We start from the raw sequence: 18198 nt of genomic DNA, 5'->3' as shown, positions 1-18198 counted from the left end.
GCGCGAATTCTCCCACGGTGCTTTGGCAGCGAGCGCCATGATCTGTCCTATATAAAAGATTGCCCGCGCCAGTGGGTCAGTTGTCCTGCAGACGGTGCAGCTGTCGGCGCAGGCTGTCCAGCTCGTCCATCAGTTCCAGTGCCAGCGCCGCACCGGCTGGGTTCACCCCCAGGTCGCGCTGCAGGCGCACGGCCACGGTGGCCCGGTGCAAGTGCACGCCGGTGAAGCGCCAAACCTCAGGAGCCTCTCCCATCGGCGCCAGCAGGCCTTCGTGTACCAGGTCCACGATGAGCTCCGACTGCGCGGCGCAGGCCCGGCAGAGATCGTCAAGGGTGAGTTCATCCTGGTCTTCCAGGATGAAGCCGGCGAGGTAGCGGGTGGGGGTGTTCATGCCTTGGCTCCCGAGGTTTGCAGGGCGACGCGCGGCCTGAAGGCCTTGAATGCCGCCGCCATGTCTTCGTACGCTTTCTTTGCCGCATCCGTGTCCGCGGCCGGCAGGACCACCTGCAGCACAAAATAAAAATCTCCCGGAGTCTTGCCCGGCAGCCCGCGCCCCTTGAGCCTGAGCTTGCGCCCGCCGGCAGAGCCCGCCGGGATTTTCAGCTCCACCTCGCCGGTGGGCGTGGGCACTTCCACCTCGGCGCCCAGCGCGGCTTCCCATGGCGCGACGGGCAGATTCATGTACACGTCATGGCCCTCGGCACGGTACAGGGCATGCGGCAGAAATTCAACATCCAGGTAAAGGTCGCCCGGGCTGCCTTGACCCATACCGGGAGAGCCCTGGCCCGCCAGGCGAATGTGCTGGCCTGCGCGTATGCCCTTGGGGATGACGAACTCGATGCTGCGGTCCTGCATCGTCACGCCGGCTTCACTCTCCATCGGCATGCGCAACTGCAGCTTGCGCGTGGCGCCGCTGTAGGAGTCGCCGATGTCGATCTGGATTTTGGCGTGCTGGTCCTGGCCATGCATGTCAAAGCTTCGGCTGCCGCGCATATCGTCAAAACCACCCCGGCCTTGCGGCCCTCCGCCCATGCCGCGGAAGATCGCGTCGAAAAAGTCGCTGTGGTCAAAACCTTCGGCTCCGCCAAAATGGGGAGCGCCGGTGGCACCCCTGGAGGCCTGCCCCGGGTTCCAGCCCGGTGGCGGGCGGAAGTCCTGCCCGGCCTGGTAGTTGGCGCCCAGTTGGTCGTAAGCGGTGCGCTTTTCAGGATCGCGCAACACCTCGTAGGCTTCGGCGATTTCCTTGAAGCGAGCCTCGGCGTTTTTTTCCTTGCTGACGTCGGGATGGTATTTGCGTGCCAGCTTGCGGTGTGCCTTTTTGATCTCGTCGGGCGTGGCGCTGCGCTCTACGCCCATGACCTTGTAGTAATCCTTGAATTCCATGAAACACTTTCATCAGGGATGGTTTACCTGCCAACCACCATAGCGGATAAGTGCCGGCGCGATTGTCAGCCAAATGCCTGAGAACCCGTTTAGACCGTCAACAGGTTCTGCATCAGGTCTGTAAATGGGGTCAAGTGCCTCAGGGTCAACCCGCAGTGCTGCTGGAGTTGCGTCCCTACTGCTCTGCCCCTGTGGCCCCTATCATGGCCGCATGAGTTCCAGCACACCTCCGTCCGTCCTTCGAACATTGTTTGAAGCCCAGCACCAGGCCAGCCGCGCGCAGGCCGAGGTGCCGCTGGCCCTGCGGCGGGAGCGCCTGCTGCGTATTCGCGCCTTGCTGGACGAGCACGGCAGCGCGCTGGCACAGGCCGTCAACGCAGACTTTGGCGTGCGGTCGCCCCAGCTCACCGAAATCGCCGACATCTTTGTGCTGCGCTCGCTGCTGTCCAGCACCCTGCGGCATTTGCCCAAATGGATGAAACCCGTGAAGGTGCGCACGCCGCTGTACCTGCAGCCCGCGCGGGCCTACCTGCAGCGCCAGCCCTTGGGCGTGGTGGGCGTGGTGTCGCCGTGGAACTACCCGGTGCAGCTGTCGCTCGGGCCGGTCATCACCGCGCTGGCGGCCGGCAACCGCGTCATGCTCAAGCCCAGTGAGCTGACGCCGAAAACTTCTGCCTTGCTGGCGGCCCTGATTGAACAATCCTTCGCACCTGATGAACTCTGCGTGGTGCAGGGCGACGGCGTCCTGGCCGCCGAATTTGCCGGGCTGCCGTTTGACCACCTGTTTTTCACCGGCTCCACCGCCGTGGGCCGCAAGGTCGCCGAAGCGGCCGCCGCCAACCTCACGCCCACCACGCTGGAACTGGGCGGCAAGTCACCCTGCATCATCGACGCGTCCTGCGACATCGACAAGGCCGCCATCAAGATCGCCCACGGCAAACTGCTGAACGCCGGCCAGACCTGCATCGCGCCCGACTACGTGCTGCTGCCCAAGGGCAGTGAAGCCGCGTTTGGCGAAGCCTTTGCGCGCGCCGTGGCCACGCTGTTTCCCACCATCGCCGGCAACCCCGATTACGCCGCCATCATCAGCCCGCGCCACCATGAACGCCTGCAGGCGCTGCTGGCCCAGGCCGAAGGTGAGGGCGCGCGCCTGCAAACCATCCAGGCCGGTGCGCCCGGCGTGGGCGCGGCGTCGCGCCAGATGGCGCCGGTGCTGGTGTTCGATGTGCCCGCCGGCTCGAAACTGCTCAGCGAGGAAATCTTCGGCCCCATCCTGCCGGTGATTCCCTATGCGTCGATCGATGACGCGATTGGCTATGTCAACGCCCGCCCCAGGCCGCTGGCGCTGTACTGGTTTGGCACCGACGCCGGTGCCCGCGACCACGTGCTGGCGCGCACCGTGAGCGGCGGCGTCACTGTCAACGACACGCTGATGCACATCGCGCACGAGAACCTGCCTTTCGGCGGTGTGGGCGAAAGCGGCTGGGGCAGCTACCACGGCGAAACCGGTTTCCTGCGGCTGACGCAGCAAAAGCCGGTGATGGTGCAGTCAAAGTGGGCGAGGGGCGACCTGTTTTATCCGCCTTATGGCAAACGCTTTGACCAGGTGATGGGCTTGCTCAAGCGCTTGATCTGAGGTTTGACCTGAAGGGCTGGCGTTCTGGTGATGGCGCCGTTCAAATTTCTTTGAGGAAACCCGAATCCTTTTGCTGAATGTGGGCCTCTTTGCCGGTATCAACCACCGACAAGGAGCTCCTGATGTTTTTTCCGCAACGAAATCTTCCTGACTGTGCGCCGGGCGGCACCATGGGTGGCACCGCATCCACCGGAGGTGCCCATGTTCTGTAGCACCTCGGTCACCCAACATCTGCTGCGCGGGATATGCGCGCTGGCCTTGCTCGTGTGCGCCGCTCTGGTTTTCCAGACGCATCCCCTGTGGGCGTTGCTTCCCCTGGCGGGCGCGCTGGTGTTGATGCGCGGCTGCCCGATGTGCTGGCTTGTGGGCCTGTTTGAAACCATCGCGCGGCGCCGCAGGTCAGCAGACAGCAAAGGCCAGCCATGAGCGCCGGTTACCAGTCACCCCAAGACCTGCAACTGGCGCCAGCCTTCGTGCGGCTGGCGCCTGTGGAGGCCCAGGCTTTCCTCGCGTTTGACCATGCGGCCAAGCGCGAAGGCGGCCGTCTTGAGCCCCGTGTGCGGGAGCTTGTTTGCCTGGCGGTGGCACTCACCACCCAGTGCGGCTATTGCCTGGACGTGCACACCCGTGCGGCCAGGCGGCTGGGCGTGACGCGCGAGGAGCTGGCGGAAGTGGTTCTGGTTGCGGCTGCCGTGCGCGCAGGCGCCAGTGTGGGGCACGGCTTGCTCGCCTTGCGCCTGTTTGACGAAAGTGGGAACGAAGAGGCGCTTCCCGCCGGCAATTGAAAGGTTGATGCGTCCTTCACCATCCCTTTAGAATCCCCCCAAAATAACTGGAGGGATGGGCCATGCCTTTTGTCGGATTGGGACTTCATTTCATTGTGGCGGTGTTCTTTGCCGTTCATGCCTTGCGTAGCGGCCAGCAGATGTACTGGCTGATCATCCTGTTTTCGTTTCCCATGCTGGGCAGCCTCGTCTACTTCCTGGCGGTCTACCTGCCGGATTCGCGGCTGGAGCGCGGCGCGCGCAAGGTCGTGGCCGCAGCCGCAAAAACACTGGACCCGACGCGCGAGCTGCGGGAAGCGCACGCCGCGTTTGACTACACGCCCACCGCGCAGAACCAGATGCGGCTGGCCTCCGCGCTGCTCGAAGCCGGCCAGGCGCTGGAGGCAGCGCAGAGTTACGACGCATGCCTCAAGGGCCCGTTCGCTTCCGACCTGGAGATCAGGCTGGGCGCCTCCCGGGCCTATTTCGCCTGCGAGCGTTATGCCGAGGCCATCACCCACCTTGAATTCATCCGCAAGACCGATCCCGCCTTTCGCGCGGAGCTGGTGTCGCTGCTGCTTGCCCAGGCGCTGGGCGGCGCCGGCAGGGGTGTGGACGCGAAAGCGGAGTTTGAATCCGCCGTGGAGCGTTTCGGCAGCTTTGAAAGCCGCGCTGAATACGCCATCTGGGCCGCGATGAACGGGGATACCGCCACCAGCGCGCGCCTGCAGATTGAGCTGCAGCGGTCCATGGAACGCTGGAACAGGCACACACGCGAGCTGAACAAGCCCTTGCTGCGCCGCCTCAACGCGGCGTTTGAAAAACACTGACAGCAGGGCGCCCCGGGCAAGGTGACTTACCGCTGCGCCCCGAACACCTGTACCCAGTAAATACCGGCGCTGCTTTGGGTGTTGACCGCAAAGGCCGTGCCCATCTCGGTATACGCCGGCGCCATGATGTTGGCGCAATGGCCGGGGCTGTTCAACCAGCCCTGCACGGCGGTGTCGGCCTGCATCTGCCCCGCGGCGATGTTTTCGCCAATGGCCTTCCAGCCGTAGCCCGCGCGTGTGGCGCGGCTGGCCACGTCGCTGCCATCGCGCCCGGTGTGGCTGAAGTAGCTGTACCTCGCCATGTCTGCGGCATGCACCCCGGCGATGTTGTACAGCAGGGGGCTGTATTGCAGCGGCCCTGCGGCCGCGAAGGACTGCGCACCGCAGCGGCGCGGGCTGGCGCGTGCTTCATTGACCAAAGCCAGCACCCGCGCTTGCACATCGCCGGCCTGGGCCGCCGCGGGAGGCGAGAAGGGGGCGGCCAGAATGACCCAGGTTTGTGCCCCGCGCTGGTAGAAACCGGCTTCAGCGAGCTCGGCATGCATGACTGCGCTGCATGATTTGCCCAGGGTCCTGCGCGCCAGCGCTGAGGGGCCGGTCGCGCCGCGCACGGCAATCTGTGCGGTCCGCACGGCGCGGTAGTCGACAGCTTTCAACGCCTCGTCCATCGTGCGGCCGCCGGCCATGAGCTGTGCCGCCCGCGACAGGGCGCTGTTTTCACGCAGCAGGGAAACCTTGGCGCCGCGCCCGTCACAACCGTCCTCCCGTACCCGGTTCAGCTCGCGCAGCAGGGTTGGGTGGTTTGAGGGGGCTGGCTGTGCGTGTACCTGGCTGGCCGCGGCCAGCCAGGCGGTCAGTGCCACGCATGCTGCGGCACGCCACCGTCGGCTTTGCTGGGTATTCTTTGTCGCGGGGAGTTGCATCAAGCCATGATAGCCAGCGAGGGGTATTTCACCAGTGGGGGCCGAGGGTCCGGCTTTGCCGGCCCCAGGCGCCGCCCCCTTGAGGGGGGAACGGACTACACGAAATGAGCCCGGACGGGGGTAGGTCTATTTACTCTGAAAATGGCTGGGTGGCTGGCCCATGGCGGCCTTGAACATCGCGGTGAAGGCGCTGTCGCTGGCATAACCGCTGGCGGCCGCGACGGCGCTGACCGATTGCCCGCGCGTGAGCAGGGGCAGGGCGTGGGCCAGGATGGCCTGCTGGCGCCATTGCTGGTAGCTCAGGCCCAGTTCGTCGCGAAAAAGCCTGGCTACCGTGCGTTCGCTGGCGCCGGTGCCGGCAGCCCATTCGGCCAGCGTGGCCCGCTCTGACGGTGCGCGCAGAACGGCTTCGCAGAGCGCGCGCAGCCGCTTGTCCCCGGTTTGCGGATGCGGCATGGGCACGCCGAGGGCCTGGGTGTCGGCACATACGAGCTCGTCGAGCACCAGGCTGGAAAGAAGCTGTTCCCGGGCAACCGGTAGCGGCTGCTCTGGGGTGGCCGCGTCGAGCGCGTGGATGGACTCACGCAGCAACGGCGACACCACCAATACGCGGCAACCGGTCCAGCCCTTCGGGGTGGCGCTTGCGTCGAGGTACAGCGTGCGGAATTCGGCGGCCTCCAGCACGGTCACGTGATGTTGCGCGCCAGGAGCGATCCACACCGCGCGGGAGGGCGGCACGATGTAGGTAATTTCGCCGCCCGCATGGCCCGACTGCTCAGCCGTGACCTGCAATACTCCCGTGGAGCAGTAAGCCAGTTGCGCCCAGGCATGGGAATGGGGCTTGAAATGGGTATCGGCTTCCAGCGTCCGCGCCCGCACGCGCACCGGCCGCTGGCGGCTGGGCGTGAAGTTGTCGGTGTCGCCCACCGGCACGAAATGGAGCGGGGCTTTACGTTGCGGCATGGTTGGAGATTCTGTTCACCTGAATCTGGATGTGATCGTGGGGCGAATGCCATCAAAGCGGTTTGTCTGAAATTCGCCGAAACATGGCTTTATGTCGCATTTCAGAAGGCTTGGCCAATACTACGATAGCGCCATGAATACTTCAAGTACGACCCTGAACGCGCCCGCTGCAGTCCCTTTTCGTGCCGACGCCAGCGTGATCGGCCTGGTGGGCCTCGCACACATGATCAGCCATTTCAGTCAGCTGCTGCTGGCGCCGCTGTTTCCCTGGCTCAAGGAAGAGTTCAGCGTCAGCTATGCGGAGCTGGGCTTCTTGATGACGATCTTTTTTGTGGTGTCATGCGCGGTGCAGGCGCTCTCGGGTTTTGTGGTCGACCGCTTCGGGCCGCGCCCCATTCTGTTTGCCGGGCTGAGCCTGCTCGGTGTGGCGGCTTTTGGGTATTCCGTCAGCACCAGCTACTGGATGCTGGCCGGCTTTGCCGTGATTGCCGGTGTCGGCAACGGTGTGTTTCATCCGGTGGACTACACGCTGCTGAACCGCAAAGTCAGCGCGCCGCGCCTGGGCCACGCCTACAGTGTGCACGGCATCACCGGCAGCCTGGGCTGGGCACTGGCTCCCGCGGTGGTGGTGACGCTGACGTTTGCTTATTCGTGGCGCGTGGCATTGGCTGCCGCCGGTGTGCTGGCTTTTGCCGTGCTGGCTGTGCTGGTGATGAACCGCGACAAGCTCACCCTCACGATGGCGGCGCCGGTCAAGGGCGCGCCCGCGGCCGACAGCAGTCTGGGTTTTCTGAAGATACCGGCCGTCTGGATGTGTTTTTCTTTCTTCTTCTGGTATGCCATCGTTCTCAGCGTGGTGCAGGCCTTTGCACCCGAAGCCGCGCGCCACCTGCATAACGTGCCGCTCGCACTGGTAGCTATCTGCCTGACGGTTTATATGGTGTGCAGCGCGGGCGGTATGGTTTTTGGCGGCTTCCTGGCATCGGATCCCGCACGCTGCGAGCGCATTGTGGGCATCGGGTTTGGTGCGGCGGCTGCCGTGGCGGTGCTGCTGGCCGCAGGCAGCTATCCCGCATGGGTCGTGCCTGTGCTGTTCGGCATCATGGGCTTCGCCACTGGCATCGCCGGGCCGTCGCGTGACCTGCTGGTCAAGCGCTCAACCCCCGAAAACGCCTCGGGCCGGGTTTACGGCGTGGTGTATGCAGGCCTGGACATCGGCCAGGCCGTGTCGCCGCTGATCTTCGGCGCGATGATGGACCATGGCTACTACCGCGGCGTGCTGCTGGGCCTGGCGCTGATGCAGGCGGTGTTGATCGCCAGCGCCTTCAATGTGCGCCGGGTGCGCCGCACAGTACTCGCCACGGCCTGAGCGTTCCGGGGCTTGAGTGTCGCGGCCCCGCGACGCGCCTGCAGGACGGGTGCGCAGTTTTTCCTGCCCGGTCCTATACTGGATCGCATCATTTCCGGAAAGAAGGCATGCGATGAAACGTCTTACCCGGGCTTCTTCTCCTGTACCTCAGGGTGTTCGGTTTTTGCCGTCCGCTGTGATCTTCACCGGCTTGGTGTTTACGGGCATCGCGCAGGCACAACCCACCCCGCTCAAATACCAGCTGACGGGCGACATCGGCGGCGCCGTGTATGGCACGCAAAGCGTGATCCGCAGCAAGAGCAACGACACCGCCTTGCTGCCCTATGCCTATGCGGACTATGGCCGCTTCTTTGCGCGTGTCGACACACTGGGCATCAAGACCGCAAGGATGGGCTACGGCTACCTGGAATTTTCTGGCCGTATCAGCCAGGACGGCTGGCGCGCCGATACGGCCGCGCTGTCGGGGCTGAAAGACCGCAAGCGGCCGATCCCGTTGGGCATAGGGACCTTTCAGGAAACGCCTTACGGCGGGTTTTTCGTGAACGCGTTTGTGGACGCCAACAAGTCGCACGGTGCATTGCTGGAAGCCACTTACGCGGCGGAGTTCAAGGTCGGCAGCTGGTCGTTCTTTCCGCAGGTGGGGCTGGAACACACCAGCGCCAAATACAACAACTACCTCTACGGTGTGACCCCGGCCGAGTCAGCCGCCAGCGGGTTTACAACCTACAACGCCGGCGCCTCGACAGCGCCCACGCTGGGCCTGGGGGTCGATGTGCCGCTGGGTGACCCCTGGGTGCTGACGATGCAGCTGCGCCGCAAGTGGCTGGGGTCTTCGGTTCAGGGCAGTCCCCTGGTCAGCCGCCGGACGCAGGACACCGGGTTTATCGCCGTGTCGTACCGCTTCCGCTAGCCTGCTGTCGTTGGGAAGGCCGGCGGCCGGCTGCATTCAGCCGCAGACCTGAAACGCTGGCGCTCCTTTACGTGTGGACTACGCGATAAGCCGGTCATGCAGTCCGCATATCCTGTTTGAGTGGGCGGGTGCACGTTTTTTTTTGCGCTTTACGCCCCAGCTTTCACCGAGCTTTCACCAGGTGTCGGCGTTTCCTCGGTGGTTTAACCGTCTGTCCTCCAGCATGATTCGTTTCATGAACATCCTGCTGGTTGAAGACGACCTGAATCTTGTGGACGCCCTGAGCCGCATGCTGGTTGCCCGCGGGTTCCATGTCGTTTGCTGCGCCGACGGGAAGGAGGCGCTCGTGATGGCACGGCATCGCCCGTTTGATGCGGCCCTGCTCGACCTGAGCCTGCCCGGCATGGATGGCCTGGATTTGCTGCAGCACCTGAGGGACGAAGGTTCCCGGCTTCCCGTACTGGTCATGACGGCGCGTACTGCGGTCGAAGACCGGGTGCTGGGATTGAACTCCGGCGCGGACGACTACCTGATCAAGCCTTTTGATGTGGAGGAGCTGGTGGCCCGCCTGAAGGCGCTCGTGCGCCGCAGCCTGGGCGTGGAAGATTTCCGCTGCGGCACCTTGCGCCTGGACCTGGACAACGGACAGGTATTTCGCGGCGCACTGCCGCTTGAAATGTCGGGGCGTGAACTGGCCCTTCTCAAGGCGCTGATGATGCATCCCGGCAAGGCTGTGGCCAAGGATGACTTGCTCCAGGCCGTCTTTGGTGACGAAGGCTCGGCCGGTGCGGATGCCATTGAGGTGCTGGTGCACCGGTTACGCAAACGCATCCTGGGGTCCGGAGCCAGTCTTGTCACCCTGCGGGGCGTTGGCTACTACCTGATGGATGATGCCCTGGCTGAAAGGCAGGATCAACCGTGAAAACAGTGAGCCTGCTGCGGGGAAAGCCATGGACGGCTTGGCGCCCATGGCGGGCCGGGCGATCAATGCGGTTGTTTGTCTGGGCCTGGTCGCTGGGGCTGCTGTTGGCCTGGTGCCTTCTGGACTGGGTGGGCGCGGCATACCCCCAGACACTCTTTGGGTTGCCTGCAGGACTTTGGTGGCTGTTCAAGGTATTGGCGTTTGCCACCGCCTTGTGGTGGGTTTTGCGCCAGGCCTTTAAACCCGTTGTGGAGTTGGGGCAAGAGCTCGACAGCCGCCGCACGGAAGACTTGCGGCCGGTCACGAACCAGCAGCCGGCTGAGCTGCGGCAATTGGCCAGGACGGTCAATTGGCTGATGCAGCAGCAGCAGGAATCGCTGGATCAGCAGAAGAAGTTTCTGGCCGATGCCTCTCACCAGTTGCGTACGCCCTTTGCGGTGCTGCGCACCCAGCTGCAGGGCGCCATGTCCGGGCAGCTGGACGTGCGGGAAACGCTGCCCAAGATGCTCAATACCGTGGACCGTTCCAGTGAGCTGGTTCGCCAGTTGCTGTCTGTCGCCAAGATGGAGCAATTGGTACGCCGGGCCAACTGGGTTGAAGTGGACCTGGCGACTACCGCACGTGACGTGGTCATGGAATTTGCGCCCTTGCTGGCCCGCAAGAAACTTGACTTCTCGATGCAGGCCATTCCGGTGCGCCTGATCACCGATCCCTGGTTGTTGGGAGAGTTGATCCGTAACCTGATGTCCAACGCTATCCAGCACACGCCCAAGGGCGGCGCTCTGGGCTTGGTGATTCGGGCTTTGCCCAGCGAAACCGAACTGCTGATCTGGGACAACGGTGGCGGCATGGATGAAGCTGTCCAGGCCCGCCTGTTCGAGCCTTTCCAGTCATCGTCGGGAACCTCTGGTGTCGGCCTGGGGTTGTCAATTTGCCGCCAGATTGCACTGTCGATGAACGCCGCAGTGGATCTGTTCAACCGTGTGCAAGACAACCATGTGGTGGGGGTGGATGCCGTCGTCCGGTGGCCCCAGGAAGTGCCCCATGAGTAGCGCCGTCCAGTTCCAGTCCATCAGCAAGAGCTTTCCCAATGGGGTCCGTGCCCTGTGCAATATCCACTTGCGCATACCGTCCAGGCAACTGACGACCTTGCTGGGGCCGTCCGGTTGTGGCAAGACCACCTTGCTGCGGATGGTGGCGGGACTGGCCCGGCCCACCTCGGGCCGGGTCCTGCTCGACGGGGTGGATGTGACCGACATGGGCGTCGAACAACGTCCCATCAGCATGGTGTTCCAGAGCTACGCCCTGTTTCCGCATCTCAACGTACTGGACAACGTGCGTTACGGCTTGCGCATGCTGGGACTGCGTCCGCGCGAGCGTGACGAGCGTGCGCGGCTCGCACTGGGCATGGTGGGGCTGCAGAGCAGTGCAGGGAGCAACACGGCTGTGTTGTCGGGGGGGCAGCAGCAGCGTGTGGCCCTGGCCCGGGCGCTTGCGTTGCAGCCGAAGGTATTGCTGCTGGATGAACCGCTGTCCAATCTGGATGCGGGTTTGCGGCGCCAGATTCGGGAAGACATACGCGCCCTTCAGCAAAACCTGGGGCTGACCGTGCTGTACGTGACGCATGACCACGGCGAAGCCATGGCGGTCAGCGACACCGTGGTGGTGATGCATGAAGGACAGGTCATGCAGGTGGGCACACCGCAGGAAGTCTATGAGACGCCACACAGCGAATTTGTTGCGGCCTTCATGGGAGATGCCGTGATGTTTGACGCCCAGGCCGATGTATCCGGTGCGATTCAGCTGGGGCCCTTGCGCATCGCGCCCGGACTGACGCGGCGGCAGGGAAAAGTCCGCCTCGTGGTGCGCCCACATGCCTGGCAGCTGGCACCCGCCAGTGGAGAAGGCTTGCCCGGAAAAGTTCTCTCACACGCCTACCTGGGGCGCAACACCGAGTACCACGTGCTGACGGCGCTGGGGACCTTGATGGTCCTGGTGCAAAGCGAGACACAGGCCCGCCAGGTGGGCTCCCCGGTGAGCGTGCATCTGGGGGCCCGGGGGGTGAGCGTGGTCATGCCATTTGACTGAACACCTCAACACATGGAACGTATTCAATCGGGCCTCGTCGCCCATCCTTCAGGAGACTAACGTGAAAAAAACAGCGCTCTTTGCGGCCCCCTTGCTGCTTGCTCTCGGCCTTCCAGCTTTGGCCCAGGAGGGGGAAGTCAATATCATCTGCTCCGCCCAGGCGGACTGGTGCAACCTGATGCAAACCACCTTTGGCAAGACCAGCGGCATCAAGGTCAACATGACGCTGAAGGGGTCGGGGGAGGCGCTGGCGCAGGTCACCGCCGAACGCGCCAACCCCAAGACCGACCTCTGGTTTGGTGGCACGGGTGACCCGCATCTGCTGGCCGCGGAACAGAACCTGACGCTCGAATACAAGTCTCCGTCATTGCCCCAATTGCATGCCTGGGCGCAAAAGCAGGCGGAGCAGTCGGGCTTCAAGGCCGTGGGCGTGTATTCCGGGCCACTGGGCTTTGGCTACAACACCGAACTGCTGGCCAAAAGAAAGCTGCCAATTCCCAAGGTCTGGGCAGACCTGCTCAAGCCGGAATACAAGGGGGAGATCCTGGTCGCGGACCCTCGTGCCAGCGGCACGGCATACACCATGATCGCCACGTTGGTGCAAATGATGGGCGAAGAAAAGGCGTTCGATTACCTGTCGGCATTGCATAAAAACGTGAGCACCTATCCACGCTCCGGCGTGGGGCCCATCAAAGCGGTTGCCCGCGGCGAGGCGTCTGTCTCCATCAGTTTTGTACATGATGTCACCGGTGAAAAAGCGCAAGGTTTCCCGGTTGATGCCATCACGCCCGTGGATGGCACTGGTGCCGAGGTGGGCTCCATGTCCATTATTAAAGGTGCACGCAATTTGGCGAACGCCAGGAAATTTTACGAATGGGCCCTCACGCCGGGCGCGCAGCAATTTGGTGCCGCAGTCAAGCAGTTCCAGTTGCCCTCCAACAAGGCAACCCCCCTGGATCCCCGTATTCCTGATTTCAAAAAAATCAAGCTGATTGATTACGACTACGCCAAATATGGGCAAACGGCGATTCGCCGCCAGCTGATCCTCAACTGGGAACGCAAGGTTTTCAACCAGCCCAAGTAAGTTCGGGCGGCGCCCTGCGCAGCAGGGTGGCGCTGACAACCTTCAACCCCAAGAGCTGCCGATCCAGCTCGACCCTTCGCTACTCCTATGCCAGTCCAAATCACTGAACGAACCCAGCGGGCGATATACGTCTGGGTGCTCATCGGCCTTGCCGCTTACCTGGCGCTGCCGTGGTACTACCTGCAAAGTGGCTCGCTGCTCTTTGCCATGCCCAGGCTCTTTACCGACCCCGTGACGGCCAATGGCCTGACGCACGCTGCTCTGCTTGGTCGAAGCTGGCTGTGGACGGGTGTGGCCGGCTTGCTGGTTGCGGGGGTCGGCGCCTGGTTGCCGGCCAGCAGGCTTCAAGGCGGCGTGCTGATTGCAGGGGCCGTGATCGGCCTGCTGGGGTTGGGCGTGAGCGGATTCGTGATCGGGGCCACGGGGTGGTCTTACGAGTGGCTCAATGCCGCGGTGGGTACGCTCCCGCAAGGCCAATCCGGCATTGGTTGGGGTGGCTTTGTGGTCCTGGTCTGTCTGGTCATGTTGCTGGGTTCGGGTATCGCCCGTCTGGGCTATTTCCGTGGTGACGTGTTTGTAGCCGCCACGGTCGTGGGGTGCGGTGCGCTGCTGTCGCTGTTTGTGGTGTTTCCGGTCGCCAAATCCTTGTCTGCTGCTTTCTATGCGGAAGACGGAGGTTTCGCCCTGGGGGCTGTGTGGGAGCGAGTCGGCACGGCGCGCGTGTGGGGTGTCGGCTGCCTGGGAGGCGGGACCAATTGCGGCGTGGCGTGGAATACCCTGTACCTGGCGTTGCTGACCGCGGCCGGCACCACCGTGCTGGGCACGATGATTGCGCTCATCGCGGAGCGTAGCGCCAGCAGGCGCCTGCAGAAACCGCTTAACGCCCTGGCCATGCTGCCAATCATCACGCCACCGTTTGTCGTGGGCCTGGGTTTGATCCTGCTGTTTGGCCGGGCCGGCATCGTCAACCAGTTGATGGAATGGTCTTTCGGCGTCACGCCCACCCGCTGGTTCTATGGGGTATTTGGCGTCTGGCTGGCGCAGCTGTTCGCCTTCACACCCATTGCCTTCATGATCATGCGCGGCGTGGTGCAGGGCATCAGCCCATCCCTGGAGGAAGCTGCGCAGACCCTGCGTGCCAGCCGGATGAAAACCTTCCTGACCGTCACACTACCGCTTCTGGCGCCTGGCCTGGCCAATGCGTTTCTGGTGGGGTTTATCGAAAGCATTTCCGATTTTGGCAACCCCATCATTCTGGGTAGCGGCTATGCAGTCCTTTCAACGGAAATCTTTTTTGCCATTGTGGGCGCTTCACTGGACCAGGGTATGGCCGCGGCCCTGGCCCTGGTGCTGACAACGTTTGCGTTGACGGTCTTCTTCGTGCAGCGGCGCATCCTGGGAAAAACCAGCTTCACAACCGTTTCCGGTAAAGGCGACGCTGGCGTGCCCATGGCACTGCCGACAGGGGTGCGCCGCCTGTGCACCTGGGTCGCAGGCCCCTGGCTGGTCTTCACGATGGTTGTCTATTTCTTCGCGTTCGCGGGTGGTTTTGTCAAAATCTGGGGGCGCGATTACACCTTGACCTTGATGCATTTCAAGACTGCGTTCGACATGCAGTGGGGTGCGCATGGTCTGGTCTGGGCCGGAACCGCCTGGGGTTCGTTGTTCAACACCATCACGCTTTCGGCCATTGCGGCGCCTGTTTGCGCGAGCATCGGCTTGCTGATTGCCTGGTTGCTGGCGCGGACCGAATTCAGGGGCAAGGCCCTGTTTGAGTTTTCCGCTTTGTTGACGTTTGCCATTCCCGGCACGGTGCTGGGTGTCAGCTACATCCTGGCTTTCAACGTGCCGCCGGTGGAGCTGACGGGTACCGGCCTGGTCATTGTCCTGTGCTTTGTGTTTCGCAATCTGCCTGTCGGGGTTCGGGCCGGAACGGCATCGTTCAAGCAGCTGGACCGGTCCCTCGACGAAGCCTCCGTCATGCTGCGGGCCAGCAGCCTGACCACCTTGCGCCGTGTGGTGTTGCCTTTGCTCAAGCCCGCCCTGGTGGCCGCGCTGGTCTACAGCTTCGTGCGCTCGATGACCACGGTCTCTGCCGTCATTTTTCTTGTGACAGCCGAATACGAGCTGGCCACCACTTACATCATTGGCAGGGTAGGGAATGGGGACTATGGCGTGGCGCTGGCGTACTGCACCGTGCTGATCGTCCTGATGTCCATGGCCACGGCATTGATTCAGTTCCTTGTTGGTGAACGCAAGCTGGGGCGGCGCACGGTAGGTGCCAACCGGTAGTTCACCGTCAATGACATCCCAGGCCAACTCCTTTTACGTACAACAAGGATATTTACCAATGACTCAGGCGGGCGCTGATTTCAAAAGCATGGCCAGGCGTTGTGGCGGATCCATCGGTTCATTGGTCAAAGCGTCTTTGAAACAGGAGTAACTGATGATCCAACAAGCCCGGCTCGGTGCATCTGGAACTGACGCACTGATCTTTGACATGGATGGAACCATGATCGACTCCATGCCGTGGCATGCCAGGTCGTGGAGTGAGTTCGCACGGCGTCACGGTGTCCAGATGGCGCTGGCTGACATCCTCAGGCGCACCACCGGGCGCACTGGCACTGAGTCCATGAATCAGTTGTTTCAGCGTGACATTGAAATTTCTGAGGCGCGGTTGCTGGTTGCGGAAAAGGAAGCCATCTACCGCGAGCTGTTCGCACCTGTGTTTGCCGAAGTGGCGGGCTTCAAGGCCTTTGCCGGGTTGGCCACGGCGCAAGGGCTGAAAGTGGGTGTGGGAACCGCCGGTGACCAGCACAACATCGCGTTTGCGATGGCCGGGCTTGCCATGGTGTCCCCGCCTCATGCTGTAGTGGGTGGCGACGAAGGCCTGGCAGGGAAACCCGAGCCCGCCATATTCCTGGAGGCTGCGCGCCGCATGGGGGTTGCGGCGGCCGGCTGCATCGTGTTTGAAGATGCGCCCTTTGGCATAGAAGCCGCGCGGCGCGCCGGCATGCGGGCTGTGGCAATCTGCACCAGCCATGGCGCCGAAGAGCTTTCTGGGCCGCACGTGATTGCCAGCGTGCGCGATTACAACGAACTCATCGATAGCAATTTTTTGGGAAAACTCCATGCGGCCGCTGCGTGACGGGCGCAGACCCGCAATGGAAAAACTTCCCGACGGTATCGCTTCTTCTTCGCCTCCTTTCCGTTCTTTCATACAAACAAAGAAAGTCTGCTCATGAGCCAACTCGGCATTGAATTCAAGAACGTGCAAAAACGTTATGGCAGCGACCCGTCGCCCCTGGTGGTCAAAGGAATCAGTTTTACCGTTCCCAAGGGCACGCTGACGACGATACTGGGGCCTTCAGGCTGCGGAAAGACCACGACGCTGCGCATGATCGCCGGGCTGGAGACGCCCAGTGCGGGCCAGATCCTGATCGACGGCCGTGACGTCACCCATCTCGGACCCGCCGAACGCAACGTCAGCATGGTGTTCCAGAGCTATGCCTTGTTCCCGCATATGAGCGTGCTGGAGAACGTGGGTTATGGCTTGAGCGTCAGCGGTGTCCATGCCAAAGAGCTGCTTGAGCGCGCGCAGGTCGCCATGTCGGCGGTCGGTTTGACCGGCTATGACGACCGGTTGCCCAGTGAGCTGTCCGGCGGGCAGCAGCAGCGTGTAGCCGTCGCCCGTGCCTTGGTGCTGGAGCCGTCAGTGTTGCTGTTTGACGAGCCGCTCTCGAATCTGGATGCGCGGCTGAGGCGGTCCATGCGTGAAGAAATCCGCGGGCTGCAGCAGCGCCTGGGACTGACCGTTGCTTATGTCACGCACGACCAAAGCGAGGCCCTCGCCGTCAGTGACCAGATCATTGTCATGGACCAGGGGGTGATTGCCCAGGCAGGATCCCCTTCGGAACTTTACGAGCGACCCAACAGCGAATTTGTTGCCGGATTCATGGGCGAGGCCATGCTGTTTCCAGGGGAGGCGTTTGCGGACGGCCGGATTCAGCTGGGGGCGTTGCGCGTGAAAGCCCTGCATCCCGTCGAGCCCGGCCTGGTGAAAGCGGCCATTCGTCCTGAAGCCTGGACGATTGCACCGCCCGGAGATGAAGGTTTGCCCGGTGTGGTTTCCAAGAAAGCCTATTTGGGCAGTGTCCGCGAGTTCACCGTCGACACCAGCTTGGGCTCCATCTTTGTCGTGTCTTCGGACGCGGCATCCGACTGGTTCCAGGGTGATGCCGTAACCCTTCACCTGCCCGAACGGGGTGTTTCTGTTGTTTCAGCCTGATGGAGAAAATGATATGAGCCTTCAACGTCGAATTGTCCTCCATGGTCTTGCCGGGCTGTGCGCCGGGCCACTGCTTCCTTCACCAGTGATGGCGCAGCCTGCTGCAGAGCCAATGCTGGTATTTGGTTTGATATCGCCCAGGGCGGCTGCGGAGACCCGCGCGAGCTGGGAGCCCTTCGTCAAACTCCTGGGCGCGGCCATCCGCCGTCCGATTGATCTGCGTGTCTATGAGTCGCAGGGCGCGCTGGTGACCGCCTTCATTGGTGGAGAAATAGATCTGGCCTGGATGGGCAATGTTCCTGCTCTGGATGTGGTGGCCTCGGGCGCGGGTGGTGTTTTTGCGCAGATGGTCACGGGGGATGGCAGCGTAGGCTACAAGTCCATCCTGGTGACCCATCGCAGTTCGCAAATCGAGGCGCTCAAGCCCTTGATCGAAAAGGCCGCCGGCCTGCGCTTTGGCGATGGCGATCCCAAGAGTACGTCGGGGCATCTGGTGCCGCTGTATTTTGCTTTCACCAAGAATGGCGTGAGCAGGCCCGCGGAAATTTTCAAGTCAGTGGAGACAGGGAGCCACCAGCAAAACCTGCTGAAGGTATCGAAAAAGCAAATTGATGTGGCGACGGCCAACAATGAAGAGCTTGCGTTCTTTCAGCGCGACTTTGCGGACCTTGCCAGGGAGGTAAAAGTCATCTGGGAATCACCCCTCATACCGCAATCCCCACTGCTCTGGAAGGCAACGCTGCCTGACCCGTTGAAGGCGTCCATCCGGAAGTTCGTCGTCGGGTTTGCAGAGAGCGATCCTGCCGAAAAGCGCATCCTCCTGGCTGTTAACGGCTTGTCCCGGTTCCGGTCTTCCAGTAACCGGCAGCTGATCCCCATTGCCGACCTGGAAATGTTCAAGACCCGCCAGGCCATCAACGATGACAAAACACTTTCTGCGACTGAACGGCAGACCCGGATTGCGCAGGCTATAGAGCGAGGTTCGCGTCTGGAGCTCCGCCTCAAGATGGTCATCTAGCAGCCCATCTGCCGGCAGGA

Annotated in this window: 18 protein-coding genes; 14 read left to right on the top strand and 4 right to left on the bottom strand. The window is 62.7% G+C overall.

Annotated elements, in window-relative coordinates:
* Positions 1-76 precede the first annotated feature (76 nt).
* Positions 77-391: a chaperone modulator CbpM gene (locus tag AC1DVV_RS09180; protein ID WP_477702089.1), complete on the bottom strand. Its 315-nt coding sequence runs from the start codon at positions 389-391 to the stop codon at positions 77-79.
* Entirely contained in the window at positions 388-1383 is a 996-nt protein-coding gene (locus AC1DVV_RS09175; protein ID WP_477702090.1) for a DnaJ C-terminal domain-containing protein, read from the bottom strand. Before AC1DVV_RS09175 ends, AC1DVV_RS09180 begins: the two co-directional genes overlap by 4 nt.
* A 211-nt stretch (positions 1384-1594) precedes the next feature.
* On the opposite strand from AC1DVV_RS09175, the gene AC1DVV_RS09170 reads away from it, so the two are divergent.
* The 4 genes from AC1DVV_RS09170 (at position 1595) to AC1DVV_RS09155 (ending at position 4613) form a co-directional block, all read left to right on the top strand.
* Positions 1595-3019, top strand: a complete 1425-nt coding sequence (locus AC1DVV_RS09170; RefSeq protein WP_477702091.1) for a coniferyl aldehyde dehydrogenase — start codon at positions 1595-1597, stop codon at positions 3017-3019.
* Positions 3020-3220: 201 nt separating this feature from the next.
* Positions 3221-3445 carry a hypothetical protein gene (locus tag AC1DVV_RS09165; protein ID WP_477702092.1) on the top strand — a complete coding sequence of 75 codons (225 nt, stop codon included), beginning with the start codon at positions 3221-3223 and terminating at the stop codon, positions 3443-3445.
* Positions 3442-3804 carry a carboxymuconolactone decarboxylase family protein gene (locus tag AC1DVV_RS09160; RefSeq protein WP_457280443.1) on the top strand — a complete coding sequence of 121 codons (363 nt, stop codon included), beginning with the start codon at positions 3442-3444 and terminating at the stop codon, positions 3802-3804. Before AC1DVV_RS09165 ends, AC1DVV_RS09160 begins: the two co-directional genes overlap by 4 nt.
* A gap of 62 nt (positions 3805-3866) precedes the next feature.
* Positions 3867-4613 (top strand): hypothetical protein, encoded by a 747-nt coding sequence (locus tag AC1DVV_RS09155; RefSeq protein WP_457280444.1) that lies wholly within the window; start codon positions 3867-3869, stop codon positions 4611-4613.
* Between the two features lie 26 nt (positions 4614-4639).
* On the opposite strand, the gene AC1DVV_RS09150 is transcribed toward AC1DVV_RS09155, so the two are convergent.
* Together AC1DVV_RS09150 and AC1DVV_RS09145 are read right to left on the bottom strand one after the other, a co-directional pair.
* Complete coding sequence (locus AC1DVV_RS09150; protein WP_477702093.1) at positions 4640-5476, bottom strand: CAP domain-containing protein; 837 nt, start codon at positions 5474-5476, stop codon at positions 4640-4642.
* Positions 5477-5662: 186 nt separating this feature from the next.
* Entirely contained in the window at positions 5663-6499 is an 837-nt protein-coding gene (locus tag AC1DVV_RS09145; RefSeq protein ID WP_477702094.1) for an AraC family transcriptional regulator, read from the bottom strand.
* A gap of 133 nt (positions 6500-6632) precedes the next feature.
* Between AC1DVV_RS09145 and AC1DVV_RS09140 the strand changes: the two genes are divergently transcribed.
* The 10 genes from AC1DVV_RS09140 to phnD all read left to right on the top strand — a co-directional run bounded on the left by AC1DVV_RS09140 (position 6633) and on the right by phnD (position 18178).
* A complete protein-coding gene (locus tag AC1DVV_RS09140) occupies positions 6633-7868 on the top strand; it encodes an MFS transporter (RefSeq protein ID WP_457280447.1) in 1236 nt (411 codons plus the stop codon).
* A 112-nt stretch (positions 7869-7980) separates the two neighbouring features.
* Positions 7981-8778, top strand: a complete 798-nt coding sequence (locus AC1DVV_RS09135; protein WP_477665789.1) for a MipA/OmpV family protein — start codon at positions 7981-7983, stop codon at positions 8776-8778.
* A 235-nt stretch (positions 8779-9013) separates the two neighbouring features.
* Positions 9014-9700 (top strand): response regulator transcription factor, encoded by a 687-nt coding sequence (locus AC1DVV_RS09130; RefSeq protein ID WP_477707183.1) that lies wholly within the window; start codon positions 9014-9016, stop codon positions 9698-9700.
* Positions 9701-9765: 65 nt separating this feature from the next.
* Entirely contained in the window at positions 9766-10752 is a 987-nt protein-coding gene (locus AC1DVV_RS09125) for a sensor histidine kinase (RefSeq protein WP_477689388.1), read from the top strand.
* Positions 10745-11788 (top strand): ABC transporter ATP-binding protein, encoded by a 1044-nt coding sequence (locus AC1DVV_RS09120; RefSeq protein WP_477689389.1) that lies wholly within the window; start codon positions 10745-10747, stop codon positions 11786-11788. Before AC1DVV_RS09125 ends, AC1DVV_RS09120 begins: the two co-directional genes overlap by 8 nt.
* Before the next feature lie 61 nt (positions 11789-11849).
* Positions 11850-12872: an ABC transporter substrate-binding protein gene (locus AC1DVV_RS09115; RefSeq protein ID WP_477702095.1), complete on the top strand. Its 1023-nt coding sequence runs from the start codon at positions 11850-11852 to the stop codon at positions 12870-12872.
* Positions 12873-12959: 87 nt separating this feature from the next.
* Entirely contained in the window at positions 12960-15164 is a 2205-nt protein-coding gene (locus AC1DVV_RS09110) for an ABC transporter permease (protein ID WP_477702096.1), read from the top strand.
* A gap of 154 nt (positions 15165-15318) precedes the next feature.
* Positions 15319-16020, top strand: a complete 702-nt coding sequence (locus AC1DVV_RS09105; protein WP_457280454.1) for an HAD family hydrolase — start codon at positions 15319-15321, stop codon at positions 16018-16020.
* Positions 16021-16113: 93 nt separating this feature from the next.
* Complete coding sequence (locus AC1DVV_RS09100) at positions 16114-17160, top strand: ABC transporter ATP-binding protein (protein ID WP_477702097.1); 1047 nt, start codon at positions 16114-16116, stop codon at positions 17158-17160.
* Positions 17138-18178, top strand: coding sequence for a phosphate/phosphite/phosphonate ABC transporter substrate-binding protein (gene phnD / locus AC1DVV_RS09095; protein ID WP_477702098.1), 1041 nt, complete (start codon positions 17138-17140; stop codon positions 18176-18178). The genes AC1DVV_RS09100 and phnD overlap by 23 nt, the downstream gene beginning before the upstream one ends.
* The last annotated feature ends 20 nt before the right edge of the window (positions 18179-18198 follow it).

Source organism: Polaromonas sp. P3_B4 (assembly GCF_056402835.1).
Note: the sequence above shows the minus strand (reverse complement) of the source record. Positions and strands in the feature narration are given on the sequence as shown.